This is a genomic window from Mycobacterium sp. ZZG, assembly GCF_054786995.1.
In genome coordinates this window covers 55,388-78,507 of the sequence record NZ_JBTBFV010000021.1, presented here as the reverse complement: position 1 = coordinate 78,507, position 23,120 = coordinate 55,388, and the positions used below count along the sequence as shown (strand labels likewise).

The window sequence follows — 23,120 nt, the reverse complement described above, 5'->3', positions numbered from 1 at the left end:
ACGGCCGCCGGCCCCACCGGCCCCGGGGCGGACCCGCCCGCTGCCGGAATCGGACACGTCGGCGCCGCCCGAGCCGCCCGCGCCGCCCGCGCCGCCGGTGGCGCCGTTGCCGCCCGTCCCGCCGTTGCCTGCCGCACCGCCCGCGCCGCCGTTGCCGGTCAGTGAGCCGCTGCGTCCACCTGCGCCGCCGATGCCGCCCGTAGTACCGGCAGCACCGGCAGCCCCGGCGCCACCCGCCCCTCCGGCGCCGCCGGCGCCACCGAGTCCGACGGCCTGTCCGATGTCGACGGAGCCGCCCGCCCCGCCGTCTCCGCCCCTGGCTCCGACACCGCCGGTGCCGCCGTTGCCACCGCGCCCTCCGAAGGCGGCGGCGAACGGCGTGGATTCCTGCGCCAACCCCGCATCACCGCCGTTGCCACCGACGCCGCCGCCGGCCCCGTCGCCACCGTCGCCGCCCGATCCGCTGATCGTGTACTGGTGGGGCCCGGCCAGGAACCCCGTGGCGCCCTGGCCCTGACCGCCGTGGCCACCGGAATGGTTGGTGCCGGCGGCGCCGTCCCTGCCGCGTCCACCGGATGCGCCGGTGATGGCGGTGTCCACGACGGCATTGGTCGACGGAAAGCCGGTCGAGCCGAGGAAGTTCGGGCTGCCGGTCGCCGCCCTGCCGGCCGGCGATGGGTTCACCTCGTCGAGTCCGGCGCCACCCGCACCGCCGTTACCGCCGGCGCCGCCGTCGCCGTGCAGCCGGCCGGCGTTGCCCCCAGCGCCACCGTGGCCACCGGCGACGCCCGGTCGGCCGTCGGCACCATGCCCACCGTCACCGCCGTTGCCTGTGGAAGCGAAGATTCCGGCGTGGCCGCCGTCGCCGCCGTTCTGGCCCGGAAGATAGCCGTCGCCCCCGCGGCCGCCGTTTCCGCCAAACAAACCAGCGTTGCCACCTTTGCCGCCGCGTGCACCGTTCCCACCGTCGCCCCAGAGCAGACCGCCGTTGGCGCCGTTGCACGCCGAGCCCTGACAATCCGCGGCGGCATCGATGCCGTCGCCGATCAGCCAGCCACCGGAACCGATCATCGGCCTGGCAGTGACCGCCGGGGTAAGTGCTGCGACCGGTCGATCCCGCTTCGTCGATCCAGCGGTGCCGAACAGCCAAACCTCTTGGGGTACAGGATGAATAGGGACCAGCAAGGAATCGAACGACGCCAGTTGCACGACCCGCTCCGGCGTCGGTGACGGGTCCGGTTGCATGCCTGCCACCAGGCCCATGCCGATCACCGCAACACCGCCGGCGCCCACGGCCAGCCAGTACCGAGCACCGGCCGAGGCGCACTGCGTGCCGGCCACGTCGATTGATTCCACTGCTCCGCTTCGGCCATTTGCCACGCGCGCTCCGCCGAATGTTTGCCTATGTCAATTAGCTGAAATCTAGCATGGCAAATCAACGGAACGGTCAATTGACGGCACCGCGGTCGCTTTGGGCGAAGCGCAAGAGGGAGACAAGACGGAGCCGTCGGAACCCACAGGAGAGGCCGGAACGGGCTGTACGGCCAGAACGGACCGCACGTTCACAAGAGGATCGCCGTCAGCGCTTGCGGTCGCGCACCTTGTAGGTCGAGGGCCACGACTCGCGGGTCTCGTCCCCGACAAGCGGCACACCTTTGGATCCGATGCGGACGTCATAAGCCTCCTTGCCCGCACCGGCCTCCCGGTTGGCGTGCTCGGTGGCCAGATAGATCAGCTGATCGATCTCGGCCTCGGCGAATGCGACGAACGTGGTCTTACGCACGATCTCATCCTCCGGCGGCGTCATGCGGTCCGGCAGGATCCGCGTCAACAGCGCCGCCACACCCAGCAGCGAGAACGGCACGACCCAGTAGCAGATGAACGACAGCGGAGTCCTGGTGTCGAGGATGGTCGCGTCGCCCTGGACCAGAGGCGGGATGGCCGACGACACCGTCATGCCACCGAAGGCCGCGACCCACACCCACGTCAGCACCGAGGTGATCCGGGCGAACGGTTCGCTCTCGACCACCTGCTTGGGCTGGCCGACCACTGCGAAGTCCCGGATAAAGGGCCGCCCGATCAGCACACCCACCAGCGCCACCAGGAAGATGCCGGCGTTGCTCAACGGCTGCAACCACCGCTCCATGAATGCCTGGCTCGTCGCGAATGTCAGCACAGTCAACACCAGAAACGTTGCGAGAGCGCCAATTTCAAGCGTGCGCCCGGGTGAGCCGGTCACTCGGGCGATGACGAACGCCGCCACCGCGACCACCAGTGCGATCAACACCGCGGCGACGAACGGCACGTTGCCCACGAGAACCCAGTAGACGATCCACGGTGCAAAGCCAAAGATGATGCCCACGGGCAGCAGTGTATTGAGTCACGTTCTGGCTTACGCGGGCACCGTGTCACTTTTGGCTTACTTTGTCACGGTGACCACGCGCATGAACATCTCGTCGGACTCGCCGCTCGAAGCCCGGGTGGGCTACTCACGGGCGGTGCGGATCGGTCCGCACATCGCGGTCGCGGGTACCACCGCGTCCGGTCCCGATGCGGCGGCGCAGACGCGGAAGGCGCTGCGACGCATCGAGACCGCCCTGGCAGAGGCCGGCGCGTCGTTGTCTGACGTAGTGCGAACCCGGATCTACGTCACCGACATCGCCTCGTGGGCACAGATCGGCGCCGTGCATGCCGAGGTGTTCGGCGAGATCCGGCCTGCATTGACAATGGTGGAGGTGGCGGCTCTGATCTCACCGGAGCTGACGGTCGAGATCGAGGCCGACGCCTACCTCCCCGGCTGAATGCCGATCAATCGTCCAGCGGTGGGAACCGGCCATCTGGACCCGGGCGATACTCAGTGATGCTAATCACACTCTCCGTCGGCAGCGGACCGTACAAATGTGGGAACACGATGCCATCGGGATCGGTTGGTATCCCAGGTTCCCAGCGGACAGGAGAGACCAGGCGTGCGGCATCGATGCGCAGCAACACCAGATCGGCCCGTCCGGCGAAGAGCCGGTTGGCCGGTAGGTGCACCTGGGCGGGACTCGACAGATGGACGAAGCCGTTCGCGTCGAGCGACTCCGGTGAATGCACGCCCACACGTTTCGCCCTTTCCCACTCCGCGGCACTGCACAGGTGCACGAGGACCTGCCCGCGCGGTGCCGGGTTCATCTGGCCGCCTTTCCACCGTGGTAACGCAACAAGTCGTGAGACACGACACACCTGTAAACCCCCGGGGAACAAGGCCGGAACCCCAGACGTCTGACAGAGTAGAAGTACGTCGCTACCACCCTATGGAGGTGCCATGACCGCAACGCTGACCAGTCCTGGATTGACCAAGGCTGACCGCTGCGACCGTTGTGGGGCCGCGGCCCGCGTGCGGGCGAAGCTTCCGTCGGGTGCCGAGCTGTTGTTCTGCCAGCATCACGCCAACGAGCACGAGGCAAAGTTGATCGAGCTCGCGGCGGTGCTGGAAGTGAGCCCGCTGGAGCCGTAGCAGCGAATCGGCAATGCTGGTCTGGTCATGAGTGACCAGACAGAGCGGCCGGACGCGCGGCCCGCACCACAGGCGGAGCCACGACGGGTCAAACCCGAACGGGCCAGACCTCAACGCCACCACATCCGGCACATCACACTCCGGACACTCGGCAAAAGCTGGGACGATTCGATTTTCTCGGAATCGGCTCAAGCTGCCTTCTGGTGTGCGCTGTCGTTGCCGCCCCTGCTGCTCGGCATGCTCGGCAGCCTTGCCTACATCGCGCCGTTGTTCGGCCCGGACACACTCGGGACCATTGAGAGCCAGCTGATCACTGTCGCGGGAAAGTTCTTCTCCCCGAACGTCGTCAGCGAGATCATCGAGCCGACGGTGCGGGACATCGTTCGCGGTGCCCGCGGCGAGGTGGTGTCTCTCGGTTTCGTGATCTCGCTGTGGGCGGGGTCCTCGGCCATCTCGGCATTCGTCGACTCCGTGACCGAGGCACACGATCAGACACCGCTTCGCCACCCGGTCCGGCAGCGGTTCTATGCGCTCGGGCTCTACGTGGTGATGCTCGTCGGCGCCATCGTCACCGCGCCGTTCTTGGCGTTGGGTCCGCGCAAGGTTGCCGAGTTCATCCCGGACAGCTGGGACGACGCGCTGCGTTTCGCCTACTTCCCGGTGCTGTTTCTCGCGTTGGTGGTGTCGGTGAACCTGCTCTACCGCGTGTCCCTGCCCAAACCGTTGCCGTCACACCGCTTGCTGCTGGGCTCAATCCTGGCCACGACCGTGTTCCTGATCGCCACCTGGGGGCTGCGGGTGTACTTGACGTGGATCACCAGCACTGGATACACCTACGGCGCGCTGGCCACCCCGATCGCTTTCCTGCTGTTCGCATTCTTCCTCGGCTTCGCGATCATGCTCGGCGCAGAACTGAACGCCGCGATCGAAGAGGAATTCCCTGCACCGCAGACCCACGCCAATCGTGTGCGGGGCTGGTTGGGCGCCAAGGCGGAAAGCCGCAACGGTGGCGCGGCGCCGGCCGCCGGATCCCGCGCGGCAGACGCTCGCGGGATCAACGGACCGCGCTCGGGCGCCGACACCCCGGCGGCCGACGGCGACGTGGCTACTTCTTGAGCTGCTCGTAGATCCGCTTGCAGTCGGGGCACACCGGCGAACCGGGCTTGGCTGAGCGGGTCACCGGGAACACTTCGCCGCACAATGCCACGACATGGGTTCCCATCACCGCGCTCTCGGCGATCTTGTCCTTCTTGACGTAGTGGAAGAACTTCGGAGTGTCGTCGTCTGTCCCGTCGTCGACGCGTTCGTCGGCATCGGTGCGTTCGATCGTCTGGGTGTCCATGTCATTCATTCTGCCTGGCCATCAATCGGTAATAAACGCGATGGGTATACCTGGGCCCGAATGTGGAACAGTGGAGGTATGAACGCCGGATTGAGCACCGTGATCCCGTGCGTGACTCGGAGCTGAGTTTCGACGACGAAGGCCGCCCGGTTCTGATCACCCGGGCCGCCCCCGCCTTCGAAGAACAACATCGCCAGCGTGTGCGCAAGTATCTGACGCTGATGTCCTTTCGTATCCCCGCCCTCGTTCTGGCCGCGGTGGCCTACGGCGTCTGGCAGAACGGTCTGCTCTCTCTGGCCATCGTGGTGGCCTCGATTCCGCTGCCGTGGATGGCCGTGCTGATCGCCAATGACCGGCCTCCACGCAAGGCCGAGGAGCCGCGGCGCTATGACGTCCGGCAGCGGATCCCCTTGTTCCCCACCGCCGAACGACCGGCAATCGAGGATGCGGCCGGGCACGCGTCGCAACATGAGGCCGGCGATACGCGCGGCGACGTTCCCGGCTGAGCGCTTTCTGGCGTCTTTCTCAGCACATTCTCAGGTCAAGCGCTAATAGCCGCTGATCAGAAGGTGTGAAGCACAGAAAGTGCGGGAACTCTTTGCGGGCTTGGGGCGTTGTAGCTCATGAAAGTTCCACCCAATCAGGAGGCCGCCATGGCAAATGCCACCACCAGCCGCATCGACCAGGATCTGGACGCTCAGAGCCCAGCCGCCGACTTGGTGCGGGTTTACCTGAACGGCATCGGCAAGACTGCGTTGCTCAACGCCGCCGATGAGGTGGAGCTGGCCAAACGGATCGAGGCGGGCTTGTACGCGCAGCACCTGCTCGACACTCGTAAGCGCCTGGGCGAGAACCGCAAACGCGATCTGGCGGCGGTCGTGCGTGACGGAGAGGCAGCGCGCCGTCATCTCCTCGAGGCGAACCTGCGACTGGTGGTGTCGCTGGCCAAGCGCTACACCGGCCGCGGCATGCCGCTGCTCGACCTGATCCAGGAGGGCAACCTCGGGCTCATCCGCGCGATGGAGAAGTTCGACTATGCCAAGGGATTCAAGTTCTCCACCTACGCCACTTGGTGGATCCGGCAGGCGATCACCCGCGGCATGGCCGACCAGAGCCGCACCATCCGCCTGCCCGTCCACCTCGTCGAGCAGGTCAACAAGCTGGCCCGGATCAAGCGTGAGATGCACCAGAATCTCGGCCGCGAAGCCACCGACGAGGAACTGGCCGCCGAATCTGGCATCCCGGTCGAGAAGATCACCGACCTGCTGGAGCACAGCCGCGACCCGGTGAGCCTCGACATGCCCGTCGGCAGCGACGAGGAGGCGCCGCTCGGCGACTTCATCGAGGATGCCGAGGCGATGTCGGCCGAGAACGCCGTCATCTCCGAGCTGCTGCACACCGACATCCGCTATGTGCTGGCCACCCTCGACGAGCGTGAGCAGCAGGTGATCCGGCTGCGGTTCGGCCTCGACGACGGTCAACCGCGCACTTTGGATCAAATCGGCAAGCTGTTCGGACTGTCGCGCGAGCGGGTGCGGCAGATCGAGCGTGAGGTGATGGCCAAACTGCGCAACGGTGAGCGAGCCGACCGCCTGCGCTCGTACGCCAGCTGACCCCGCGGCCGCTTCCTCGAACCACACCCCCGCGAAGGCCCGTCGGAGATTCCGGCGGGCCTTCTGCATGCCCCGTGCACGTGTGGCCCGTGTCGCTCGGGGAAGAACCGCTTCCGGCCGGTAGGGCCGGTAGACTCGCTCTGAACGGAGGGTGTGCGATGAACGACCTGGTTGATACCACCGAGATGTATCTGCGGACGATCTATGACCTCGAGGAAGAGGGCGTGATACCTCTGCGCGCGCGCATCGCTGAGCGTCTCGATCAGAGCGGCCCCACCGTGAGCCAGACTGTGTCCCGCATGGAGCGCGACGGGCTGCTGCACGTCGCGGGTGACCGCCACCTGGAGTTGACCGAGAAGGGCCGCGCCCTCGCGGTCGCCGTGATGCGCAAGCACCGCCTGGCCGAGCGTCTCCTGGTCGATGTGATCGGCCTGCCCTGGGAGGAAGTCCACGCCGAGGCGTGCCGCTGGGAGCACGTGATGAGCGTGGACGTCGAGCGGCGTCTTGTTCAGGTGCTCAACAACCCCACCACTTCTCCGTTCGGCAACCCGATCCCCGGACTGTCGGAGCTCGGCGTCGGCGACGAGATCAACGAGAGCTTCGCCCTGGTGCGGCTCACCGAGCTGCCCGCCGGCATGCCGGTGGCCGTGGTCGTGCGACAGCTGACCGAACACGTTCAAGGCGACGCCGACCTGATTGCCCGCCTCAAGGACGCCGGTGTCGTCCCGAACGCCCGCGTGACGGTCGAGGTCAAGGACCACGGCGGCGTCATGATCGTCATTCCCGGTCACGAGCAGGTCGAACTGCCGCACGAGATGGCACACGCCGTCAAGGTGGAGAAGGTCTGACCAAGAGCGGCCTCGCGTACTACCTAGCCGGCCCTGCGACCGGACGACCGCCGCGGCGGCAGCCGCACGCCGAGCTGCTTCGCCAACCGGTAACCCGTCTGGGCGAGTTCCCGAATCTGTTCAGGCCGCATCCCCGACTGCAGTGCCTGATCCAGCATGCCCGCCATCCTGTGCGCCGGATCGGCCCGCAGTGCCTGGTCGAGCGAGATACCGGCCAGCGGACCGTCACCGCGTGCGTACGCCGAGAAGGCGAGCAGCACCAGGGCTTCGACCCGCCACGGCTCGGGAAGGCACCGTGCGAGCTCGGCCCACAGCGCCTCGGCGGCGCCGGCGCCGGCGCCGACCGCCAGCGCGTAGAGCGTGTCCCGCACCCGGGTGTCGGTGAGCGCCCACGCCAACCGCACCTTGTCTGCGTCGGCAAGCCGACCATCACCCTTGATCTGCTCAGCGCACGCCAACGCGTGCTCGATGTCACCGCGGGCCTCCGCCCCCGGCCGGGATGGCTCCGGCGCGCCGGCGAGTTCGATTGCGCGGCCGAGGGTCGCGGCGCGTGCGGGGTCTGCCGTCGCGACCACGGCGACCAGTTCCTCGCGGCGCCGATAGAGGCGGCGCCCGTCGAGCACCGCGGCCACGGCTGTCGGTGACGCAGTCGGGTCCTCGACAACACCAGAGTTGCCGCAGCCGTCCGCGCAGTACCACCGCGCACCCGCGGCGATCTCGGAGACGACGTGGGTGGCGATCAAATCGACACCATGGAAGTCGAGCTCACTCCCGAGTTCCTCGGACAGCGTGCGGTACCCCTCGGCGCACATCGGGCAGCACGCGCCCTCCGCGTCGACGATCACCGCCACCGCTGCGTCGGCACCCGAGGACGCCGCCAGCTCGGCCAACCGATACAGCTGGTCGGGCGGTCGCTCCCCCAGGTCGGCGCGGAGGACGGCGCCCAAATCGCCGCCGCTGATGGTGGTCAGAACGAGCGATTTCACGGGGATGAAGCCGAGGACGGCAGGCAGTGCCGCGATGAGGGCACCGGGACGGTCGAGCGAGGGATCGGGGCGAGGTGTTGAGGCCATGTGGCCAACCTCGCAACCGGCCCCGACGCCGATCGGGCGAAGACGTCCCGGCGGCACGCAACTGTGGATGAAATCGGATCTGGGGATGAATCGCGCTTAAGGGCAGCCGTCGTCGAACGGAGCGGACACCTCGTCTCCGGGCCCCCCGGCCTGCGCGCGTGCCACGAGCTCCGCGAGTCGCTGGTCGAAGGGCGGAGAGAACGACACCTCGTCGGCGCATCCACCGCCGTCCAGACCACCGATCAGACCGGTCACCGTCCCCCCGGAGATCCAGGGGGCGCCGGAGAAACCGTTGACCACCCCATCGCAGTGCAGGGTCGGGAAACCTTGCCGTTCCGGCACGGCCGGGGCCCGGCAGACCTGCGGACCACCGGCACCCGACGGATACCCGATGACCGTCACCTCCTTCCCCGGGCCGGGTGCTGCCCCGACGTCCAGTCCGTCGCCTGCCACCGACGCCAGCGGCACGCCGTCGTCGCGGCTGACCCGTGCGACCGCGTAGTCCGCGGCGGGGTCACGGCCGTCCAACCAACGGGTGTCGAAGAAGACCGCGTCGATCTGCCACCCGTCGCGCGCAGTGGGGCCCGCGCCGTAGCCCGGGACGAAAACCGCGTCGTCACCATCGGACAAGCAGTGCGCCGCGGTCAGGATCAGATCACCGGCGGGTGACCTCAGCACTGAACCCGTGCACGTGTGCAACTCCGAACCGTCGACGAACACCGCTCCCACCCGCGGATCCGGCGACACCGGTCCCGCCGACGGCCGTACGCCGGTGGACGGCCGGTACTCCGGGGCCGAGCATGAGGTGAGCAGCACCGCTGCCGCGACCACCAGCGCGGACTTCACGTCGACCATTCCTCCGATCTTCCCTCACAGGGACGTCACCGGCGTTTCCGCGACCCACACCCGGGGTAGATCGCCGGGCACCGTGCCGGAATGTCACGTCGGCGTGTTCGCGCTCGAACAAATGGGTGACGTCACGTGGCCCCGCGCGGCGGCGCCGGACACGTGCGAGACACTTGGTGTTCACGGTTCACCCGCATCACCCGTTGTGGTCACCGAGGCGAGGAGGCGAGGCAGATGGCTGACGATGAGCACGACCCCGGCCAGCAGTATCAGCCGGAGCAGACCGGCATGTACGAGCTCGAGTTCCCGTCCCCGCAGCTGTCCTCACCCGACGGTCGCGGTCCGGTGCTGATCCATGCGCTGGAAGGGTTTTCAGATGCCGGGCATGCGATCAGATTGTCTGTCCAGCACCTCAAGGACACGCTCGACACCGAACTGGTGGCGTCGTTCGCCATCGACGAACTGCTCGACTACCGGTCCCGCCGCCCGCTGATGACGTTCAAGACCGACCACTTCGCCCATTACGACGAGCCGGAACTGAATTTGTACGCGCTACACGACAGCGTCGGGACCCCGTTCCTGCTGCTCGCGGGTCTGGAACCCGATCTGCGCTGGGAACGGTTCATCACCGCGGTGCGACTGCTGTCCGAGCGACTCGGGGTGCGCAGGGTGATCGGACTGGGCTCCATCCCGATGGCGGTTCCGCACACCCGTCCGATGACGCTGACCGCGCACTCCAACGACAAGGAACTGATCGGCGAGCATCAGCCGTGGGTGGGCGAGGTCCAAGTGCCCGGAAGTGCCTCCAACCTGTTGGAGTACCGGATGGCCCAGCACGGCTACGAGGTGGTCGGGTTCACGGTGCACGTCCCGCACTACCTGGCACAGACCGACTATCCGTCGGCGGCCGAGACCCTGATCTCCGAAGTGGCAAGGAACGGCTTGCTGCAGATTCCCACCGCGAAGCTGACCCAGGCCGCCGCGGAGGTGTTCGACAAGATCAACGAGCAGGTCGCCGCGAGCGCCGAGGTCGCTCAAGTGGTGGAGGCCCTGGAGCGACAGTACGATGCCTTCGTCGCCGCTCAGGAGAACCGGTCCCTCTTGGCGCGGGACGAGGATCTGCCGAGCGGGGAGGAACTCGGTGCCGAGTTCGAGCGGTTCCTCGCTGAACAGGCCGGTGAGAAGAAGCGGAAGGACAGGGACGACCCGCGGGAGGGCCTGTAATTCCGCCTGCTGCCAGCCGTCCCGACAACGAAGTGGGCTACATGACCGACCGCAAGCCCCACCTGCGCCCGGTGCGTGAGATCACCCCGACGCTGAAGTTCTGCACGATCCACGGCTACCGGCGGGCCTTTCGAGTAGCCGGTTCCGGACCGGCGATCCTGTTGATCCACGGTATCGGCGACAACTCCACCACATGGAGCACCGTGCAGACCCAACTGGCGCAACGGTTCACCGTGATCGCCCCCGATCTCCTGGGGCACGGCAAGTCGGACAAGCCACGGGCCGACTATTCGGTCGCGGCCTATGCCAACGGCATGCGCGACCTGCTCTCCGTGCTCGACATCGACAGCGTCACGGTGATCGGGCACTCCCTCGGCGGCGGGGTGGCGATGCAGTTCGCCTACCAGTTTCCGCAGTTGGTCAACCGTCTGATACTGGTCGGCGCCGGCGGCGTGACCAAAGACGTCAACATCGCGCTGCGCATCGCCTCGATGCCGATGGGCAGCGAAGCGCTGTCCCTGTTACGTCTTCCGCTGGCGCTGCCCGTGCTCCAGGCGCTGGGCCGCGTCAGCGGGACGGTACTCGGATCCACGGGGGTGGGGCGCGACATTCCCCACATGCTGCGCATCCTGGCCGACCTGCCCGAACCGACCGCCTCATCGGCCTTCGCCCGCACGCTGAGGGCGGTGGTGGACTGGCGCGGCCAGGTGGTCACGATGCTCGACCGCTGTTATCTGACGCAATCGGTTCCCGTGCAATTGATCTGGGGTGACCTCGATGCCGTCATCCCCGTCAGTCACGCGGAGCTGGCGCACGCCGCCATGCCGGGTTCCCGGCTCGAGATCTTCCGCGGCTCAGGCCACTTCCCGTTTCACGACGACCCGGACCGCTTCGTCGAGCTCGTCGAGAAGTTCATCGACACCACCGAACCGGCCGTGTACGACCAGGAGTATCTGCGCAGCCTGCTCCGCACCGGCGTCGAGGAGGGCACCATCTCCGGCCCGGTCGACACCCGGGTGGCGGTGCTCGACGCGATGGGTGGCGACGAACGCTCGGCAACCTGACCGGTCGGCGTCGCCGAGCACGTAGCATCGGGCTCATGGCCATCGAAGTGACAGTGCTGCGCGTTTTCACCGACAAGGACGGACATTTCGGGAACCCGCTCGGTGTGGTCGACGCCGCTACCGTGGACCCGGCCGACCGGCAACGCATCGCCACCGAATTGGGATACAGCGAAACGATTTTCGTCTCGCTTCCGCGAGAGGGCACCCACAGCGCCCAAGCCCACATCCACACCCCCACCACCGAATTGCCGTTCGCCGGGCATCCGATAGTGGGTGCGTCGTGGTGGCTGAGAGACCGCGGCATGCCGATAAAGACACTCCAGGTACCGGCAGGGATCGTCCAGGTCAGCTACGGCCACGACCTGACCTCGGCTAGTGCTCGCGCGCAATGGGCTCCGGTGTTCTCGATCCACGACGTGGCCTCGCTCGAAGAGCTCGCGGCCGCCGATCCCGACGACTACGCCGACGAGTCCGAGCACTACCTGTGGACGTGGCTGGACGAGGCCGCAGGCACCATCCGCTCGCGCATGTTCGCGCCGTACCTGGGGATTCGCGAGGATGAGGCGACCGGCGCGGCTGCGGTGCGCATCACCGAGCATCTGAGCCGAGACCTGACGATCGTCCAGGGCGAGGGGTCGATCATCGAGACGAAATGGAGCCCCGAAGGCTGGGTGCAGGTCGCCGGCCGGGTGGTCGACGATGGACAGCGCCAACTGGAGTGACGCCTCAGCTCTGGGCCGTGACCTTCCGATGGGCACGCAGCGCCTGTATCTCGCGCTCGAAATCCTCGGCTGACGAGAACGAGCGGTACACCGAGGCGAATCTCAGGTAGGCCACTTCGTCGAGCTCTCGGAGCGGACCCAGGATCGCCAAGCCCACCTCATGGCTGGGCACCTCCGGCGAGCCGGTGGCCCGGACCGCGTCCTCCACCTGCTGAGCAAGATGATTCAGCGCGTCGTCGTCGACCTGCCGGCCCTGGCACGACCGCCGCACCCCGCGGATGACCTTCTCGCGACTGAACGGCTCGGTCACGCCACTGCGTTTGACCACAGCGAGTACCGCCGTCTCCACCGTGGTGAACCTGCGTCCACACTCGGGGCACGACCGGCGCCTGCGGATCGCCTGACCCTCATCGGTCTCTCGGGAATCGACGACCCGGGAATCGGGGTGCCGGCAGAAAGGACAGTGCATCACCGCTCCTTCGCCGCTCCGACAGTCAATCGCTTCGAACGCCATTGAGCGTACCTGCGTGGAACACGGGCGGCTCATGGCCGGACCCCATGGGGTGTATCTCATCGGGCCCCGTCCTCACAGAGCTCGGGCAGCACGGGCGATCAGATCCCGGCTGCGATCAGACGACGGGTGCGATCAGACGACGGGTGCGATCAGGGTCTGACCTGCGGCCAACGCCGCCGACTCGAGTTTGTTGAGCTCCCGGATCCGATCGACCACGTCGGCGACCGGGACGCCGGGAGCGACGCGCTGCGCGACCTGGTGCAGGGACTCGCCACTGTGCACCTGCACCACGGCGAGCCGTCCGGGGACCTCGGCCGTGCCGGCGGCCAGACTGCCGAACTGCCCGACCAGGCCCAGCCACAGCGTGATCGCGCCGGCGACCAGCGCCAGCAATACGGTGGTAGCCGGCGTGACCGGGCGGCGCCGGTGCGGCGCACGCGACATCAGCACGCCGGTCCCCCGGTGTCGCACCGGCGCAGCGCCGGGCCGTCGGGACGGAGACCGCCGGCCCGGCCGCGCCGGCCGGACCCGGCCCGCGGTCACCTGCAGGCGCGGTGCCCGCTCGAACTCGTTCCATGTCGCGCGGTCGTCGAGAATGGTCATCAGTTCGCCTTTCGATCCGAGAAGTGTTTCGCTCTTGTGTTCGAACGATAGTCGATCATCTGTTCGATGAATAGAACGCGTGATCGAACTGTTGCGAACGCTAACCGAAGGCACCGACACGTCCGGGTCGTTGCCTCCAGGGCATCACCGGAGAGCCTCCGCGGGATCCCGGCCTCGGCCGCCGGCATGCGACACGCCTCGAACACATGTTTGATTATCGGCCGTGACCGGGCTACATTCGGGCACATGAGCGACGACAGCAATGACAGCACCGGCGGCCGCGGCCGCGATTCGGGTCTGACCGAGCGTCAGCAAACGATCCTCGAAGTCATCCGTGCGTCCGTGACCACCCGCGGCTACCCTCCCAGCATCCGGGAGATCGGTGACGCGGTCGGATTGACGTCCACGTCGTCGGTGGCCCACCAGTTGCGCACGCTGGAGCGCAAGGGGTATCTGCGCCGCGATCCCAACCGGCCGCGGGCGGTCGACGTCCGCGGGGCCGACGACAACGCCACACCGGTCGTCGGGACGGACGTCGCCGGTTCGGATTCGCTACCCGAACCCACGTTCGTGCCTGTGCTCGGCCGCATCGCCGCCGGTGGACCGATCCTGGCCGAGGAGGCCGTCGAGGACGTCTTCCCACTGCCCCGTGAGCTGGTCGGCGAGGGTTCGCTGTTCCTGCTCAAGGTTGTCGGAGAGTCCATGATCGACGCGGCGATCTGCGATGGCGACTGGGTCGTGGTCAGACAGCAGAACGTCGCCGACAACGGCGACATCGTGGCGGCGATGATCGACGGCGAAGCCACCGTCAAGACGTTCAAACGCACCCGCGGTCAGGTCTGGCTGATGCCGCACAATCCAGCCTTCGACCCGATCCCGGGCAACGACGCCGTGGTGCTCGGCAAGGTCGTGACGGTCATCCGCAAGGTCTGACCGGTCGGACGGCCTACTCGCCGCGTACGAAGCCGTTCGTGAGCGCGATCTCCTCCGTGGCGAACCAGATCTCGACGGGGGCGTCGTGATAGTCGCCGCTGTCCGGCGTCCAGTACAGGCCAGATTTGGTGTCGGCCTTGATCGGATAGCCCTCGGGGATCTCGCCCGGGTCGTCGAAGGGCATGTGCAGTGCGGTGCCCAGCGGCAGCGGCTCGTCGACGTCGATGCGCGCGTGACGTCCGGTGTCGGCCATGGGATCGCGCGCCGGTGGTGCCGCGGCGACGTTGACAGGTTCGTCGGCAGGTGCGATGACCGGCTCACCGACCGACGCGATGAGCGGCTCGCGGTCGGCGTCCAACTCTGTCTGCTCGGCCACGATGTCGTGCGCGTCGCCACGGCCGCCGTCGACCACATCGTGCGAGGGTGCTTCGGCCTCGGGTGTCAGCACCCGTGTCGGCGCGGTGTCGACGGCGTCGGGATCCTCCTGCGCGTCGCCGGAGTCGGCGGCCGGCCCGTGCTCGTTCTGATCTTCGCCGGGTTGCGCCCCCCAGAAGCCCTGCACGTCCGACCGGAAATCCTCGCTCGACGCCGGCGCCGCCGAGCCCAGCGATCCCAGACCCTCGCGGGCGTACCGGTCCCCGAACAGTTCGTCCTCCCGGCCGTCCTCGTGGGCCTGCGCGCCGGCACCCGACGGTACCGGCTCATAGGCGTGGCCGTCCGGGGCGCCCAGACGGCCGAGCAGGTCGTCGTCGCGGCGACGACCACGGGTGCGCAGCACCGCGAAGCCGACCAGAGCGGCCAACAGCACAAGCGGGACGATGGCCAGCAGCCACCACCAGGTCCACTTCAGCCCGGAGCTCTCGCTGTTCTCCGAGGGCTGCGATGTCGGCGGCGGTGCCTGCGGGGCCTGGGCGCCGGGCACCTCCAGACCGACCAGTTGCGGAGCCAGACCGGCGGGTTCGGTGCTGAACTTCTGCGTTGTGGTATCCCACGAGATCGCGCCACCGGCGAACCGCTGGGTGATCACATCACCGGTCTGCGTCTGATCGGCGACCGGCGCGCCAAGCTCCCCGGTCGCACCGCCGAGCTTGTTCCACGCCGCGTTCATGGCGCCGCGCACGATCACCGCGCCGTGGTCGGGCGTCCAGAAGATCACCGGCTTGTCGTCCGCGGCGAAGGCGCTGATGCGACTCGCCGGCGCCAGTCCGCCGTTCTGCTCGCTGGTGATCGGGAAACCCAGATCACCTTCTGGACCGCCGACGCTCTCGTACTTCTCCAGCACCTGGCCGGTGACGACGTTGGCTCCGGTCTGCGGGCTGTAGAAGATCTTGCCGTTGACGAAGTCCTGGCCCATACCGTCGGAGCCGATCTGGTACGGCTCACCCTCGGCAGCTCCGAGCGGGCCGAGGGCGCCGCCCGCGGCGCGGCGTGCGGCGTTGATCGCCGCGACCGGGTCGTCGGCAATGACGAGGTCGCCGAGCTGGCCGGCCAGCTCGGGCGGCACCGTGGTGAACTTCTTGGCGCTGGAGTCATACGACAGCTCGCCACCGGTGAACTTCTGACTCACTACGGAACCGTTGTAGGTCTCGTCCTCGGAGGGCACGCCGAGCACGCCGGAGGAACCGCCGAGCCTGTCCCACGCGGCGTTGATCGGTCCGCGGACCACCCTCGCGCCGGTTGCCGGCGTCCAGAAGATCACCGGTTTGTCCGACGCACTGAACGTGCTGTTGCGGCTCTCGGGTGCGCGACCCGGGCCTTCGTCGATGGTCGGGAATCCCAGGTCGCTGTCGGCAGGCCCACCCAGCGACTCGTATTTCTCCAGGATGGCACCCTGCATGAAGTGCGCACCGGTGGCCGGGGTGAAGAACATCTTGCCCGCCGCGAAGTTCTGAGCGAAGCCGTCACCGGCCGGATACACGTCACCCGATTTCGGACCCAACGGCCCTGTGTCGCCACCGCCGGCCTGCCAGGCCGCGGTGATCGCATCGTTTGCTTCGGCCTCGGGTTGCGCCGCCGCGGACGGGGCCAGCAGGAGCGCGGTGGCGACCCCCAGCAGCCCGACCGTCAGACGACCGACCAAACGTAGGCGCAGCATCGGCTGCCGGCTCATTCTTCCTCCCCGCGGTCGGCGACTGGTCCTCGTGCAAGCTCCACGCAAAATTCTGAGAAAGTTACCGCGTGCGTTCACTCTGCTTCAGTGGACGTCGATAACCAAGTCACCTCGCCGAATCCAGGCCAAGAATATGCCCGTCAGCTGCGCGCTGTCGCCGATCCGGCCCCCGTCAGACGCCCAGACTGCGTCCGATGATCTCCTTCATGATCTCGGTGGTACCGCCGTAGATCGTCTGCACGCGGGCGTCCAGGTACGCGCGGGCCACGTCGTACTCACGCATGTAGCCGTAGCCGCCGTGCAGCTGCAGGCAGCGGTCGATCAGGTGGACCTGCTTCTCGGTGGAGTACCACTTGGCCATCGCGGCCTGCTCGACGGTGAGCTTGTCCTCCAGATGCAGCTTGATGAACTCGTCGACCATCATGCGCACCACGGTGGCTTCGGTGGAAAGCTCGGCAAGGAGGAAACGGCTGTTCTGCTGGCTGCCGATCGGCTTGCCGAATGCCTTGCGCTCCTTGGCGTACTGCAGCGTCACGCCGAGCACGGCCTCCATCGCGGCGGCCGCCATGATCGCGATGCTGATCCGTTCCTGCGGCAGGTTCTGCATCAGGTAGATGAAGCCCTGCCCCTCCTCGCCGAGCAGGTTCTCCGCGGGCACCTTGACGTCGGTGAACGACAACTCCGCGGTGTCCTGTGCATCCAGGCCGATCTTGTCGAGTTTGCGGCCGCGCTCGAAACCCTCCATCCCGCGCTCGACCACGAGCAGCGAAAAACCCAGGGCACCCTTGTCCGGGTCGGTCTGGGCCACCACGATGACCAGATCGGAGTGAATTCCGTTGGTGATGAACGTCTTGGCGCCGTTGAGGATGTAATGATCACCGTCTTTGACCGCGCGGGTCTTGATGCCCTGCAGATCGCTGCCGGTACCCGGTTCGGTCATGGCGATGGCAGAGATGAACTCGCCGCTGCAGAACTTCGGCAGCCACCGCTGCTTCTGCTCCTCGGTGGCAAGTCTGATCAGATACGGCGCCACCACGTCGTTGTGCAGGCTGAAGCCCAGACCGCTGTAGCGGCCCGCGGTGATCTCCTCGGTGATGATCGTGTTGTAGCGGAAGTCGTCGACGCCGCCGCCGCCGTACTCCTCGGGCACCGCCATACCGAGGAAGCCCTGCTTGCCCGCCTCCAGCCACACGTCCCGGTCGACGAGCTTGTTCTTCTCCCACTCCTCGTGCTGTGGCGCGACGTGCCGTTCGAGGAAGGTGCGGAACGACTCCCTGAACATTTCGTGTTCGGGCTCGAACAGCGTGCGCTGGTAGGCGATGACTGGCGTGGCTTCGGGTGCGCCCATGACAACGTCTCCGTCGGGGTCGGTGCGGACAGTTGCCGCCAAGGTACCCCATCCAACCGGATGGTTGGTCGGACCTGCTGGCCGCGCGGCGCGGCCTAGACTCATGGCCGTGGCCGCAGCTCAGACCAGCCTCACTCATTGGGGAGCATTCCGGGCCACCGTGGCCGACGGCGACATCGCATCGGTGGCACCGCTTCCCGGTGACCGCGATCCTTCACCGGCCCTGGGCAACCTGCCGGGCTCGATCCGGCACGCCTCCCGAGTCACCGCCCCGGCGATACGGCGCGGATGGCTCGACAACGGACCCGGTCCGAGTTCGCGCCGCGGCGCCGACGAGTTCGTCGCGGTGTCATGGGAGGAGCTCACCGAGCGTCTGGCCGATGAACTGCGCCGGATCGTCGACACCCACAGCAATGAGGCGATCTATGGCGGTTCCTACGGCTGGTCCAGCGCCGGGCGCTTTCATCACGCCCAGAGCCAGGTTCATCGATTCCTGAACTGCATTGGCGGATACACCTTTTCACGCCACTCCTACAGCCTGGGAGCGACGGGGGTGATCATGCCCCGCGTGGTCGGCACCCACGACGACCTGTTCAAGCGCTCCAGCCAGTGGGACGTCATCGTCGAACACACCGATCTGCTGGTGTGTTTCGGCGGGATAGCGCTGAAGAACACCGGCGTCAATCACGGCGGCACCACCGAACACCCGGCCCGCGAGGCACTGAACCGGTTCCGGGACCGCGGCGGGCGCCTCGTGTCGTTCTCGCCGTTGCGTGACGACGTCGACGGCGAATGCCAGTGGTACGCACCGGTTCCGGGTACCGACGTCGCGATCATGCTGGCACTGGCCCACGTGCTGGCCACCGAGGGCCTGGCCGACCGCGAGTTTCTGTCCGCCTACTGCACCGGGTACGACCGGTTCGAGCGCTATCTGCTCGGCACCGACGACGGGATACCGAAATCGCCGCAGTGGGCCGCACCGATCTGCGGGCTGGACGCCGGCGACCTGACCGCTCTGGCCCGCCGGATGGCGGCCAACCGCACCATCGTGACGGTGAGCTGGTCGCTGCAACGCACCCGCCACGGTGAGCAGGCGCCCTGGATGGGATTGACACTGGCCGCGATGCTGGGCCAGATCGGGCTTCCCGGGGGAGGATTCGGCCACGGCTACGGGTCGATGAACGAACCGGGCCTGGCCCCGCTGCGCTGCGGGCTGCCGCGCCTGCCTCAAGGCGTCAATCCGGTGACGACGTTCATCCCGGTGGCCGCCGTCAGCGACATGCTGCTCCACCCCGGCGCACCGTTCGACTACAACGGGCTGCGCCTGCGCTACCCGGATATCAGACTGGTCTACTGGGCCGGGGGCAATCCGTTCCACCATCACCAGAATCTGCCCCGGCTGCGTCGCGCGCTCCACCGGCCGGACACCGTCGTGGTGCACGAACCGTACTGGACACCGATGGCCAAGCACGCCGACATCGTGGTGCCGTCAACGACGTTCGCCGAACGCGACGACTTCTCCGGCTCACGCAACGACCCGGTGCTGATGGCCATGCCGAGGCTCACCGCGCCCTACGCGCAATCCCGGGACGACTACGACACTTTCGCCGCGCTGGCGCACCGACTCGGCGTCGGGGAGACCTTCACCGAGGGCCGCACCTCGCGGCAGTGGCTGCGCCATCTGTACGAGAAGTGGTCGTGGACATTGAATTTCGAGGTCCCCCCGTTCGAGGAGTTCTGGCGGGCAGGCCGGCTGCGGTTGCCCACCGAAGACGGACTGACCCTGCTCGCCGACTTCCGCGCCGACCCGGTGGCCCACCGGTTGGCCACCCCCAGCGGACGGATCGAGATCTTCTCTGCCGACATCGACGGATTCGGCTATGACGACTGCATCGGCCATCCGGCATGGTTCGAACCGTCCGAGTGGCTCGGCAGTCCGCGTGCCACGCGGTATCCCCTGCACCTGCTCGCCAACCAGCCAGCCGGCCGGCTGCACGGGCAGCTCGACGGCGGGGCGGTCAGCCAGGCCTCGAAAGTCGCGGGCCGGGAGCCGGTCCGGATGCACCCGACAGACGCCGCGGCGCGCGGCGTCACCGACGGAGACGTGGTGCGTGTGTTCAACGACCGCGGTGCCTGCCTGGCGGGGGCGGTGCTCGACGAGCGGGTCCGTCCGCAGGTGGTGCAACTGTCCACCGGTGCGTGGTTCGATCCGGCCGACCCGGCCGACCCGGACTCGATGTGCGTGCACGGCAACCCGAACATGCTCACCGAGGACGTCGGCACCTCAGCACTGGCGCGTGGATGCACGGGGGCGCATGTGCTGGTGCAGATCGAGAAGTACACCGGCGTAGCTCCGCCGGTGTGCGCGCATCAGCCGCCGGTGTTCGCCGTGCGCTGAGCGCCCTGGCGCGGCCCGCGCCGCCGCGGCCCGCGACCGCTACGCGACGGTCCACCCCGGCGCGGGTCAGCGCCGCGGTGTTCCTGCTTGCGGGCAGCGGGTTTCGCCGCGGGCGCAGGGCCGGGAATCCGCAGCGGTGCGATCTCACCGACCAGGGCGTGCACCTCTGCCGAGTCGGCGTCGACGTCGCGCGGACGCACCGTGATCCCGGCGCGGCGCAGCAGTTGCTGGGTGTCCTTGCGCTGCTCAGGGAGCACAACCGTGACCACGTCACCGTCGCTGCCCGCGCGTGCGGTGCGCCCGGAGCGGTGCAGGTAGGCCTTGTGTTCCATCGGCGGGTCGACATGCACGACGAGCTCGACGCCGTCGACATGCACACCGCGAGCGGCGATGTCGGTGGCCACCAGGACGCGCGCGTCTCCACTGGAGAACGCGGCCAGGTTGCGCTCGCGGGCCGGCTGGGACAGATTGCCGTGCAGGTCCACCGACGGCACGCCGGACTCGGTGAGCTGCTTGGCCAGTTTGCGCGCTTGATGCTTGGTGCGCATGAACAGGATTCGCCGGCCGGTGCCCGATGCCAGCCGGTGCACCAGCTCCCGCTTCTCCTGCACGCCGCCGACATGGAACACGTGGTGGGTCATCTGGGCGGGCACCTCGGCGGCTTCGTCGACCGAGTGCAGCACCGGGTCGGCCAGGAAGCGCCGGACCAGCTTGTCGACGCCGTTGTCCAGGGTGGCCGAGAACAGCAGCCGCTGTCCGCCGGCCGGGGTGGCCGCGAGGATGCGGGTGACGCCGGGCAGGAAGCCGAGATCGGCCATGTGGTCAGCCTCGTCGATCACGGTGGTCGAGACCGCATCGAGGCTGATCAGCTTCTGCCGCATCAGATCTTCCAGACGCCCCGGGCAGGCCACCACGATGTCGACGCCGGAGCGCAGCGCGGAGACCTGGCGGCTCTGCGCGACACCACCGTAGATCGTGGTCACGCGCAGCCCGGATGCGGCCGCCAGCGGCTCCAGCGTGGCGGTGATCTGGGTGGCCAGTTCTCGGGTCGGCGCCAGCACCAGGCCGGTCGGGCGCGAGGGCTGGCTGCGGCGGCCGGTAAGTCGCGCCACCAGCGGCAGCGAGAACGCGAGAGTCTTTCCGCTGCCGGTCTTTCCGCGGCCCAGCACGTCACGCCCGGAGAGCGAGTCGGGCAGCGTGGCCGCCTGGATCGGGAACGGCTCGGCGATACCGCGGGCGGCCAGCGAGCTCACCAGGGCCGCGGGCACGCCGAGATCGGCAAAGGACTGCATGGTCATCGTGAAGGTCTTCCTGTCGTTTCGGCGTTGTCGGGCAGCGTGTGCCCGGCAGCCGCGACGGGGACCGTCAGGCGGAGTGCGCACACCGTGGCGAAGTCGCCACAACAATGTCTGGTGGAGATGGTCGTCGGCGCTGTGTGAAACGGGCACCTGCTCCGGTGGTCCGCAGCCGACGTCGCAACGATCGTAACCGACGGCGTCCGACTCAGCGCATTCGTGGTGGTCAGTAGGTTGCGTACGGGGCCAATCCGGCGGCAAGCGCGATCGGCACGCGCGCCTTCATCCTGGTCCCGCTTTCGCTGTGCTCGACGGCGTCGACGCGCCCCTCGGCGTGCACCCGGTTGACCAGATCGCCGCGGTCGTAAGGGATTGTGACGTCGACCACGGTGTCGCGCGGCGCGATCATCTCGGCCATCCGGGCCTGCAGTCGGTCCAGACCGTCACCGGTGTGGGCGGACACGAACACCGCGCCCGGCAGCGCCCGGCGCAGCTGCGCCAGGGTCAGGCCTTCGGCGGCGTCGATCTTGTTGACCACCAACAGTTCCGGCGGGGCCGGCGCATCGGTCTCGGCGACGACGTCGTTGACCACCTGCCGCACCGCGTTGATCTGTGCCAGCGGGTTGACGTCGGAACCGTCCACGACGTGCAGCAACAGGTCGGCGTCGGCGACCTCTTCCAGCGTGGACCGGAACGCCTCGACCAGTTGGGTCGGCAGATGCCGGACGAACCCGACGGTGTCGGTCAGCACGAACTCGCGTCCGTCGGCGAGTTCCCCGCGGCGGGTGGTGGGTTCGAGGGTGGCGAAGAGCGCGTTCTCGACCAGCACACCGGCACCGGTGAGGGCATTGAGCAGGCTGGACTTACCGGCATTGGTATAGCCGACGATGGCCACCGATGGCACGTCGTTGGCCACCCGGCGCCCGCGCTGGGTGTCGCGGACCTGTTTCATCTCGCGAATCTCGCGGCGAAGCTTGGACATTCGTTCCCGGATGCGCCGTCGATCGGTCTCGATCTTGGTCTCGCCGGGACCGCGGGTGCCGACGCCGCCGCCGGCGCCGCCGGCGCGGCCGCCGGCCTGCCGGGACATCGACTCACCCCAGCCTCGCAGGCGCGGCAGCATGTACTCCATCTGCGCCAGCGACACCTGCGCCTTGCCTTCCCGGCTGGTGGCGTGCTGAGCGAAGATATCGAGGATCAGCGCGGTGCGGTCGATGACCTTGACCTTGACGACCTTCTCCAGCGCGTTGAGCTGCGCGGGGCTCAGTTCGCCGTCGCAGATCACGGTGTCGGCGCCGGTGGCCACCACGAGCTCGCGCAGTTCGGCGGCCTTGCCGGAGCCGATGTAGGTCGACGGGTCCGGTTTGTCGCGCCGCTGGATCAGGCCTTCGAGGACCTCGGAGCCGGCGGTTTCGGCCAGGGCGGCCAGTTCGGCCAGGCTGGCGTCGGCGTCGGCGGCGCTGCCCTCGGTCCACACACCGACGAGCACGACGCGCTCCAGGCGCAGCTGCCGGTATTCGACCTCGGAGACGTCGGTCAGCTCGGTGGACAGCCCGGCCACCCGCCGCAGCGCGGTGCGGTCCTCGAGGGCCAGCTCGCCGACGCTGGGATTGTCGTTGGGGAATTCGGGATAGGTCATAAGCGAATCAAGATTCGCACGAACATCACTTTTCATGCACCCCAATTAA

General features: G+C 67.9%; 23 protein-coding genes. 11 read left to right on the top strand and 12 right to left on the bottom strand.

All coding sequences use genetic code 11. The features are described 5' to 3' along the window. On the bottom strand, positions 1-1,356 hold a 1,356-nt coding region (locus tag ACXMYJ_RS14245), incomplete at its 3' end, for a hypothetical protein (protein WP_460357010.1). 223 nt (positions 1,357-1,579) lie between these two features. Beyond that, a complete protein-coding gene (locus ACXMYJ_RS14240) occupies positions 1,580-2,362 on the bottom strand; it encodes a hypothetical protein (RefSeq protein WP_460357007.1) in 783 nt (260 codons plus the stop codon). Between the two features lie 82 nt (positions 2,363-2,444). Between ACXMYJ_RS14240 and ACXMYJ_RS14235 the strand changes: the two genes are divergently transcribed. Then, a complete protein-coding gene (locus ACXMYJ_RS14235) occupies positions 2,445-2,801 on the top strand; it encodes a RidA family protein (RefSeq protein ID WP_460357017.1) in 357 nt (118 codons plus the stop codon). Positions 2,802-2,808: 7 nt separating this feature from the next. On the opposite strand, the gene ACXMYJ_RS14230 is transcribed toward ACXMYJ_RS14235, so the two are convergent. Next, entirely contained in the window at positions 2,809-3,174 is a 366-nt protein-coding gene (locus ACXMYJ_RS14230) for a DUF952 domain-containing protein (protein ID WP_460357004.1), read from the bottom strand. 133 nt (positions 3,175-3,307) lie between these two features. Here ACXMYJ_RS14230 and ACXMYJ_RS14225 point away from each other — a divergent pair, with 133 nt between their 5' ends. Both ACXMYJ_RS14225 and ACXMYJ_RS14220 read left to right on the top strand, forming a co-directional pair. After that, positions 3,308-3,499 (top strand): DUF7455 domain-containing protein, encoded by a 192-nt coding sequence (locus ACXMYJ_RS14225; protein ID WP_067960391.1) that lies wholly within the window; start codon positions 3,308-3,310, stop codon positions 3,497-3,499. A gap of 27 nt (positions 3,500-3,526) precedes the next feature. Further along, positions 3,527-4,615 carry a YihY/virulence factor BrkB family protein gene (locus ACXMYJ_RS14220; protein WP_443188384.1) on the top strand — a complete coding sequence of 363 codons (1,089 nt, stop codon included), beginning with the start codon at positions 3,527-3,529 and terminating at the stop codon, positions 4,613-4,615. Here ACXMYJ_RS14220 and ACXMYJ_RS14215 read toward each other — a convergent pair. Beyond that, positions 4,605-4,841 carry a DUF3039 domain-containing protein gene (locus tag ACXMYJ_RS14215; protein ID WP_443188383.1) on the bottom strand — a complete coding sequence of 79 codons (237 nt, stop codon included), beginning with the start codon at positions 4,839-4,841 and terminating at the stop codon, positions 4,605-4,607. The genes ACXMYJ_RS14220 and ACXMYJ_RS14215 overlap by 11 nt on opposite strands. A gap of 89 nt (positions 4,842-4,930) precedes the next feature. On the opposite strand from ACXMYJ_RS14215, the gene ACXMYJ_RS14210 reads away from it, so the two are divergent. The 3 genes from ACXMYJ_RS14210 (at position 4,931) to ACXMYJ_RS14200 (ending at position 7,302) form a co-directional block, all read left to right on the top strand. Continuing rightward, the gene (locus ACXMYJ_RS14210) at positions 4,931-5,347 is read left to right on the top strand and encodes a DUF3099 domain-containing protein (RefSeq protein WP_443188399.1); all 417 of its coding nucleotides are present in this window, start codon (positions 4,931-4,933) and stop codon (positions 5,345-5,347) included. A 147-nt stretch (positions 5,348-5,494) separates the two neighbouring features. After that, positions 5,495-6,454, top strand: a complete 960-nt coding sequence (gene sigB, locus ACXMYJ_RS14205) for a sigma-70 family RNA polymerase sigma factor SigB (protein WP_036368877.1) — start codon at positions 5,495-5,497, stop codon at positions 6,452-6,454. 158 nt (positions 6,455-6,612) lie between these two features. Beyond that, positions 6,613-7,302, top strand: a complete 690-nt coding sequence (locus ACXMYJ_RS14200; RefSeq protein WP_260751748.1) for a metal-dependent transcriptional regulator — start codon at positions 6,613-6,615, stop codon at positions 7,300-7,302. A 23-nt stretch (positions 7,303-7,325) separates the two neighbouring features. Here ACXMYJ_RS14200 and ACXMYJ_RS14195 read toward each other — a convergent pair whose 3' ends face one another. Both ACXMYJ_RS14195 and ACXMYJ_RS14190 read right to left on the bottom strand, forming a co-directional pair. Next, complete coding sequence (locus ACXMYJ_RS14195; protein ID WP_260751746.1) at positions 7,326-8,375, bottom strand: DUF4192 domain-containing protein; 1,050 nt, start codon at positions 8,373-8,375, stop codon at positions 7,326-7,328. 96 nt (positions 8,376-8,471) lie between these two features. After that, the gene (locus ACXMYJ_RS14190; protein ID WP_260751745.1) at positions 8,472-9,230 is read right to left on the bottom strand and encodes a trypsin-like serine peptidase; all 759 of its coding nucleotides are present in this window, start codon (positions 9,228-9,230) and stop codon (positions 8,472-8,474) included. Between the two features lie 225 nt (positions 9,231-9,455). Here ACXMYJ_RS14190 and ACXMYJ_RS14185 point away from each other — a divergent pair, with 225 nt between their 5' ends. From ACXMYJ_RS14185 to ACXMYJ_RS14175, 3 genes are read left to right on the top strand one after another with little or no spacing between them, the layout of a single operon-like run. Continuing rightward, on the top strand, positions 9,456-10,445 hold the full coding sequence (locus ACXMYJ_RS14185) for a proteasome assembly chaperone family protein (protein ID WP_260751744.1): 990 nt from the start codon (positions 9,456-9,458) through the stop codon (positions 10,443-10,445). A gap of 41 nt (positions 10,446-10,486) precedes the next feature. Further along, positions 10,487-11,509, top strand: coding sequence for an alpha/beta fold hydrolase (locus ACXMYJ_RS14180; protein WP_260751743.1), 1,023 nt, complete (start codon positions 10,487-10,489; stop codon positions 11,507-11,509). Between the two features lie 35 nt (positions 11,510-11,544). Then, a complete protein-coding gene (locus tag ACXMYJ_RS14175) occupies positions 11,545-12,231 on the top strand; it encodes a PhzF family phenazine biosynthesis protein (protein ID WP_260751742.1) in 687 nt (228 codons plus the stop codon). A gap of 4 nt (positions 12,232-12,235) precedes the next feature. Here the strand turns inward: ACXMYJ_RS14175 and nrdR are convergent, their stop codons facing one another. After that, positions 12,236-12,700 carry a transcriptional regulator NrdR gene (gene nrdR, locus ACXMYJ_RS14170; protein WP_260751741.1) on the bottom strand — a complete coding sequence of 155 codons (465 nt, stop codon included), beginning with the start codon at positions 12,698-12,700 and terminating at the stop codon, positions 12,236-12,238. A gap of 177 nt (positions 12,701-12,877) precedes the next feature. Then, complete coding sequence (locus tag ACXMYJ_RS14165) at positions 12,878-13,348, bottom strand: LysM peptidoglycan-binding domain-containing protein (protein WP_443188381.1); 471 nt, start codon at positions 13,346-13,348, stop codon at positions 12,878-12,880. A gap of 246 nt (positions 13,349-13,594) precedes the next feature. On the opposite strand from ACXMYJ_RS14165, the gene lexA reads away from it, so the two are divergent. Then, complete coding sequence (lexA, locus tag ACXMYJ_RS14160; RefSeq protein WP_460356993.1) at positions 13,595-14,281, top strand: transcriptional repressor LexA; 687 nt, start codon at positions 13,595-13,597, stop codon at positions 14,279-14,281. A 13-nt stretch (positions 14,282-14,294) separates the two neighbouring features. Here the strand turns inward: lexA and ACXMYJ_RS14155 are convergent, their stop codons facing one another. Together ACXMYJ_RS14155 and ACXMYJ_RS14150 are read right to left on the bottom strand one after the other, a co-directional pair. Further along, entirely contained in the window at positions 14,295-16,391 is a 2,097-nt protein-coding gene (locus ACXMYJ_RS14155; protein ID WP_260751737.1) for an LGFP repeat-containing protein, read from the bottom strand. Between the two features lie 172 nt (positions 16,392-16,563). Next, a complete protein-coding gene (locus ACXMYJ_RS14150) occupies positions 16,564-17,739 on the bottom strand; it encodes an acyl-CoA dehydrogenase family protein (protein ID WP_260751735.1) in 1,176 nt (391 codons plus the stop codon). 103 nt (positions 17,740-17,842) lie between these two features. Between ACXMYJ_RS14150 and ACXMYJ_RS14145 the strand changes: the two genes are divergently transcribed. Further along, a complete protein-coding gene (locus tag ACXMYJ_RS14145; RefSeq protein ID WP_460356990.1) occupies positions 17,843-20,137 on the top strand; it encodes a molybdopterin guanine dinucleotide-containing S/N-oxide reductase in 2,295 nt (764 codons plus the stop codon). Here ACXMYJ_RS14145 and ACXMYJ_RS14140 read toward each other — a convergent pair. Further along, positions 20,110-21,435, bottom strand: coding sequence for a DEAD/DEAH box helicase (locus ACXMYJ_RS14140; protein WP_260751732.1), 1,326 nt, complete (start codon positions 21,433-21,435; stop codon positions 20,110-20,112). The two genes, ACXMYJ_RS14145 and ACXMYJ_RS14140, sit on opposite strands and share 28 nt — an antisense overlap. A 223-nt stretch (positions 21,436-21,658) precedes the next feature. Continuing rightward, positions 21,659-23,071 (bottom strand): GTPase HflX, encoded by a 1,413-nt coding sequence (gene hflX, locus ACXMYJ_RS14135; protein WP_260751730.1) that lies wholly within the window; start codon positions 23,069-23,071, stop codon positions 21,659-21,661. Positions 23,072-23,120: the final 49 nt, after the last annotated feature.

Coding starts and splice junctions, on each gene's coding strand:
- ACXMYJ_RS14225 (WP_067960391.1), top strand. CDS start 3,308: ATGACCGCAACGCTGACCAGTCCTGGATTGACCAAGGCTGACCGCTGC.
- ACXMYJ_RS14200 (WP_260751748.1), top strand. CDS start 6,613: ATGAACGACCTGGTTGATACCACCGAGATGTATCTGCGGACGATCTAT.
- ACXMYJ_RS14220 (WP_443188384.1), top strand. CDS start 3,527: ATGAGTGACCAGACAGAGCGGCCGGACGCGCGGCCCGCACCACAGGCG.
- ACXMYJ_RS14155 (WP_260751737.1), bottom strand. CDS start 16,391: ATGAGCCGGCAGCCGATGCTGCGCCTACGTTTGGTCGGTCGTCTGACG.
- ACXMYJ_RS14230 (WP_460357004.1), bottom strand. CDS start 3,174: ATGAACCCGGCACCGCGCGGGCAGGTCCTCGTGCACCTGTGCAGTGCC.
- sigB (WP_036368877.1), top strand. CDS start 5,495: ATGGCAAATGCCACCACCAGCCGCATCGACCAGGATCTGGACGCTCAG.
- ACXMYJ_RS14235 (WP_460357017.1), top strand. CDS start 2,445: ATGAACATCTCGTCGGACTCGCCGCTCGAAGCCCGGGTGGGCTACTCA.
- ACXMYJ_RS14180 (WP_260751743.1), top strand. CDS start 10,487: ATGACCGACCGCAAGCCCCACCTGCGCCCGGTGCGTGAGATCACCCCG.
- ACXMYJ_RS14190 (WP_260751745.1), bottom strand. CDS start 9,230: ATGGTCGACGTGAAGTCCGCGCTGGTGGTCGCGGCAGCGGTGCTGCTC.
- ACXMYJ_RS14185 (WP_260751744.1), top strand. CDS start 9,456: ATGGCTGACGATGAGCACGACCCCGGCCAGCAGTATCAGCCGGAGCAG.
- ACXMYJ_RS14195 (WP_260751746.1), bottom strand. CDS start 8,375: ATGGCCTCAACACCTCGCCCCGATCCCTCGCTCGACCGTCCCGGTGCC.
- ACXMYJ_RS14150 (WP_260751735.1), bottom strand. CDS start 17,739: ATGGGCGCACCCGAAGCCACGCCAGTCATCGCCTACCAGCGCACGCTG.
- nrdR (WP_260751741.1), bottom strand. CDS start 12,700: ATGCACTGTCCTTTCTGCCGGCACCCCGATTCCCGGGTCGTCGATTCC.
- ACXMYJ_RS14145 (WP_460356990.1), top strand. CDS start 17,843: ATGGCCGTGGCCGCAGCTCAGACCAGCCTCACTCATTGGGGAGCATTC.
- ACXMYJ_RS14165 (WP_443188381.1), bottom strand. CDS start 13,348: ATGACCATTCTCGACGACCGCGCGACATGGAACGAGTTCGAGCGGGCA.
- ACXMYJ_RS14215 (WP_443188383.1), bottom strand. CDS start 4,841: ATGGACACCCAGACGATCGAACGCACCGATGCCGACGAACGCGTCGAC.
- ACXMYJ_RS14140 (WP_260751732.1), bottom strand. CDS start 21,435: ATGACCATGCAGTCCTTTGCCGATCTCGGCGTGCCCGCGGCCCTGGTG.
- hflX (WP_260751730.1), bottom strand. CDS start 23,071: ATGACCTATCCCGAATTCCCCAACGACAATCCCAGCGTCGGCGAGCTG.
- lexA (WP_460356993.1), top strand. CDS start 13,595: ATGAGCGACGACAGCAATGACAGCACCGGCGGCCGCGGCCGCGATTCG.
- ACXMYJ_RS14175 (WP_260751742.1), top strand. CDS start 11,545: ATGGCCATCGAAGTGACAGTGCTGCGCGTTTTCACCGACAAGGACGGA.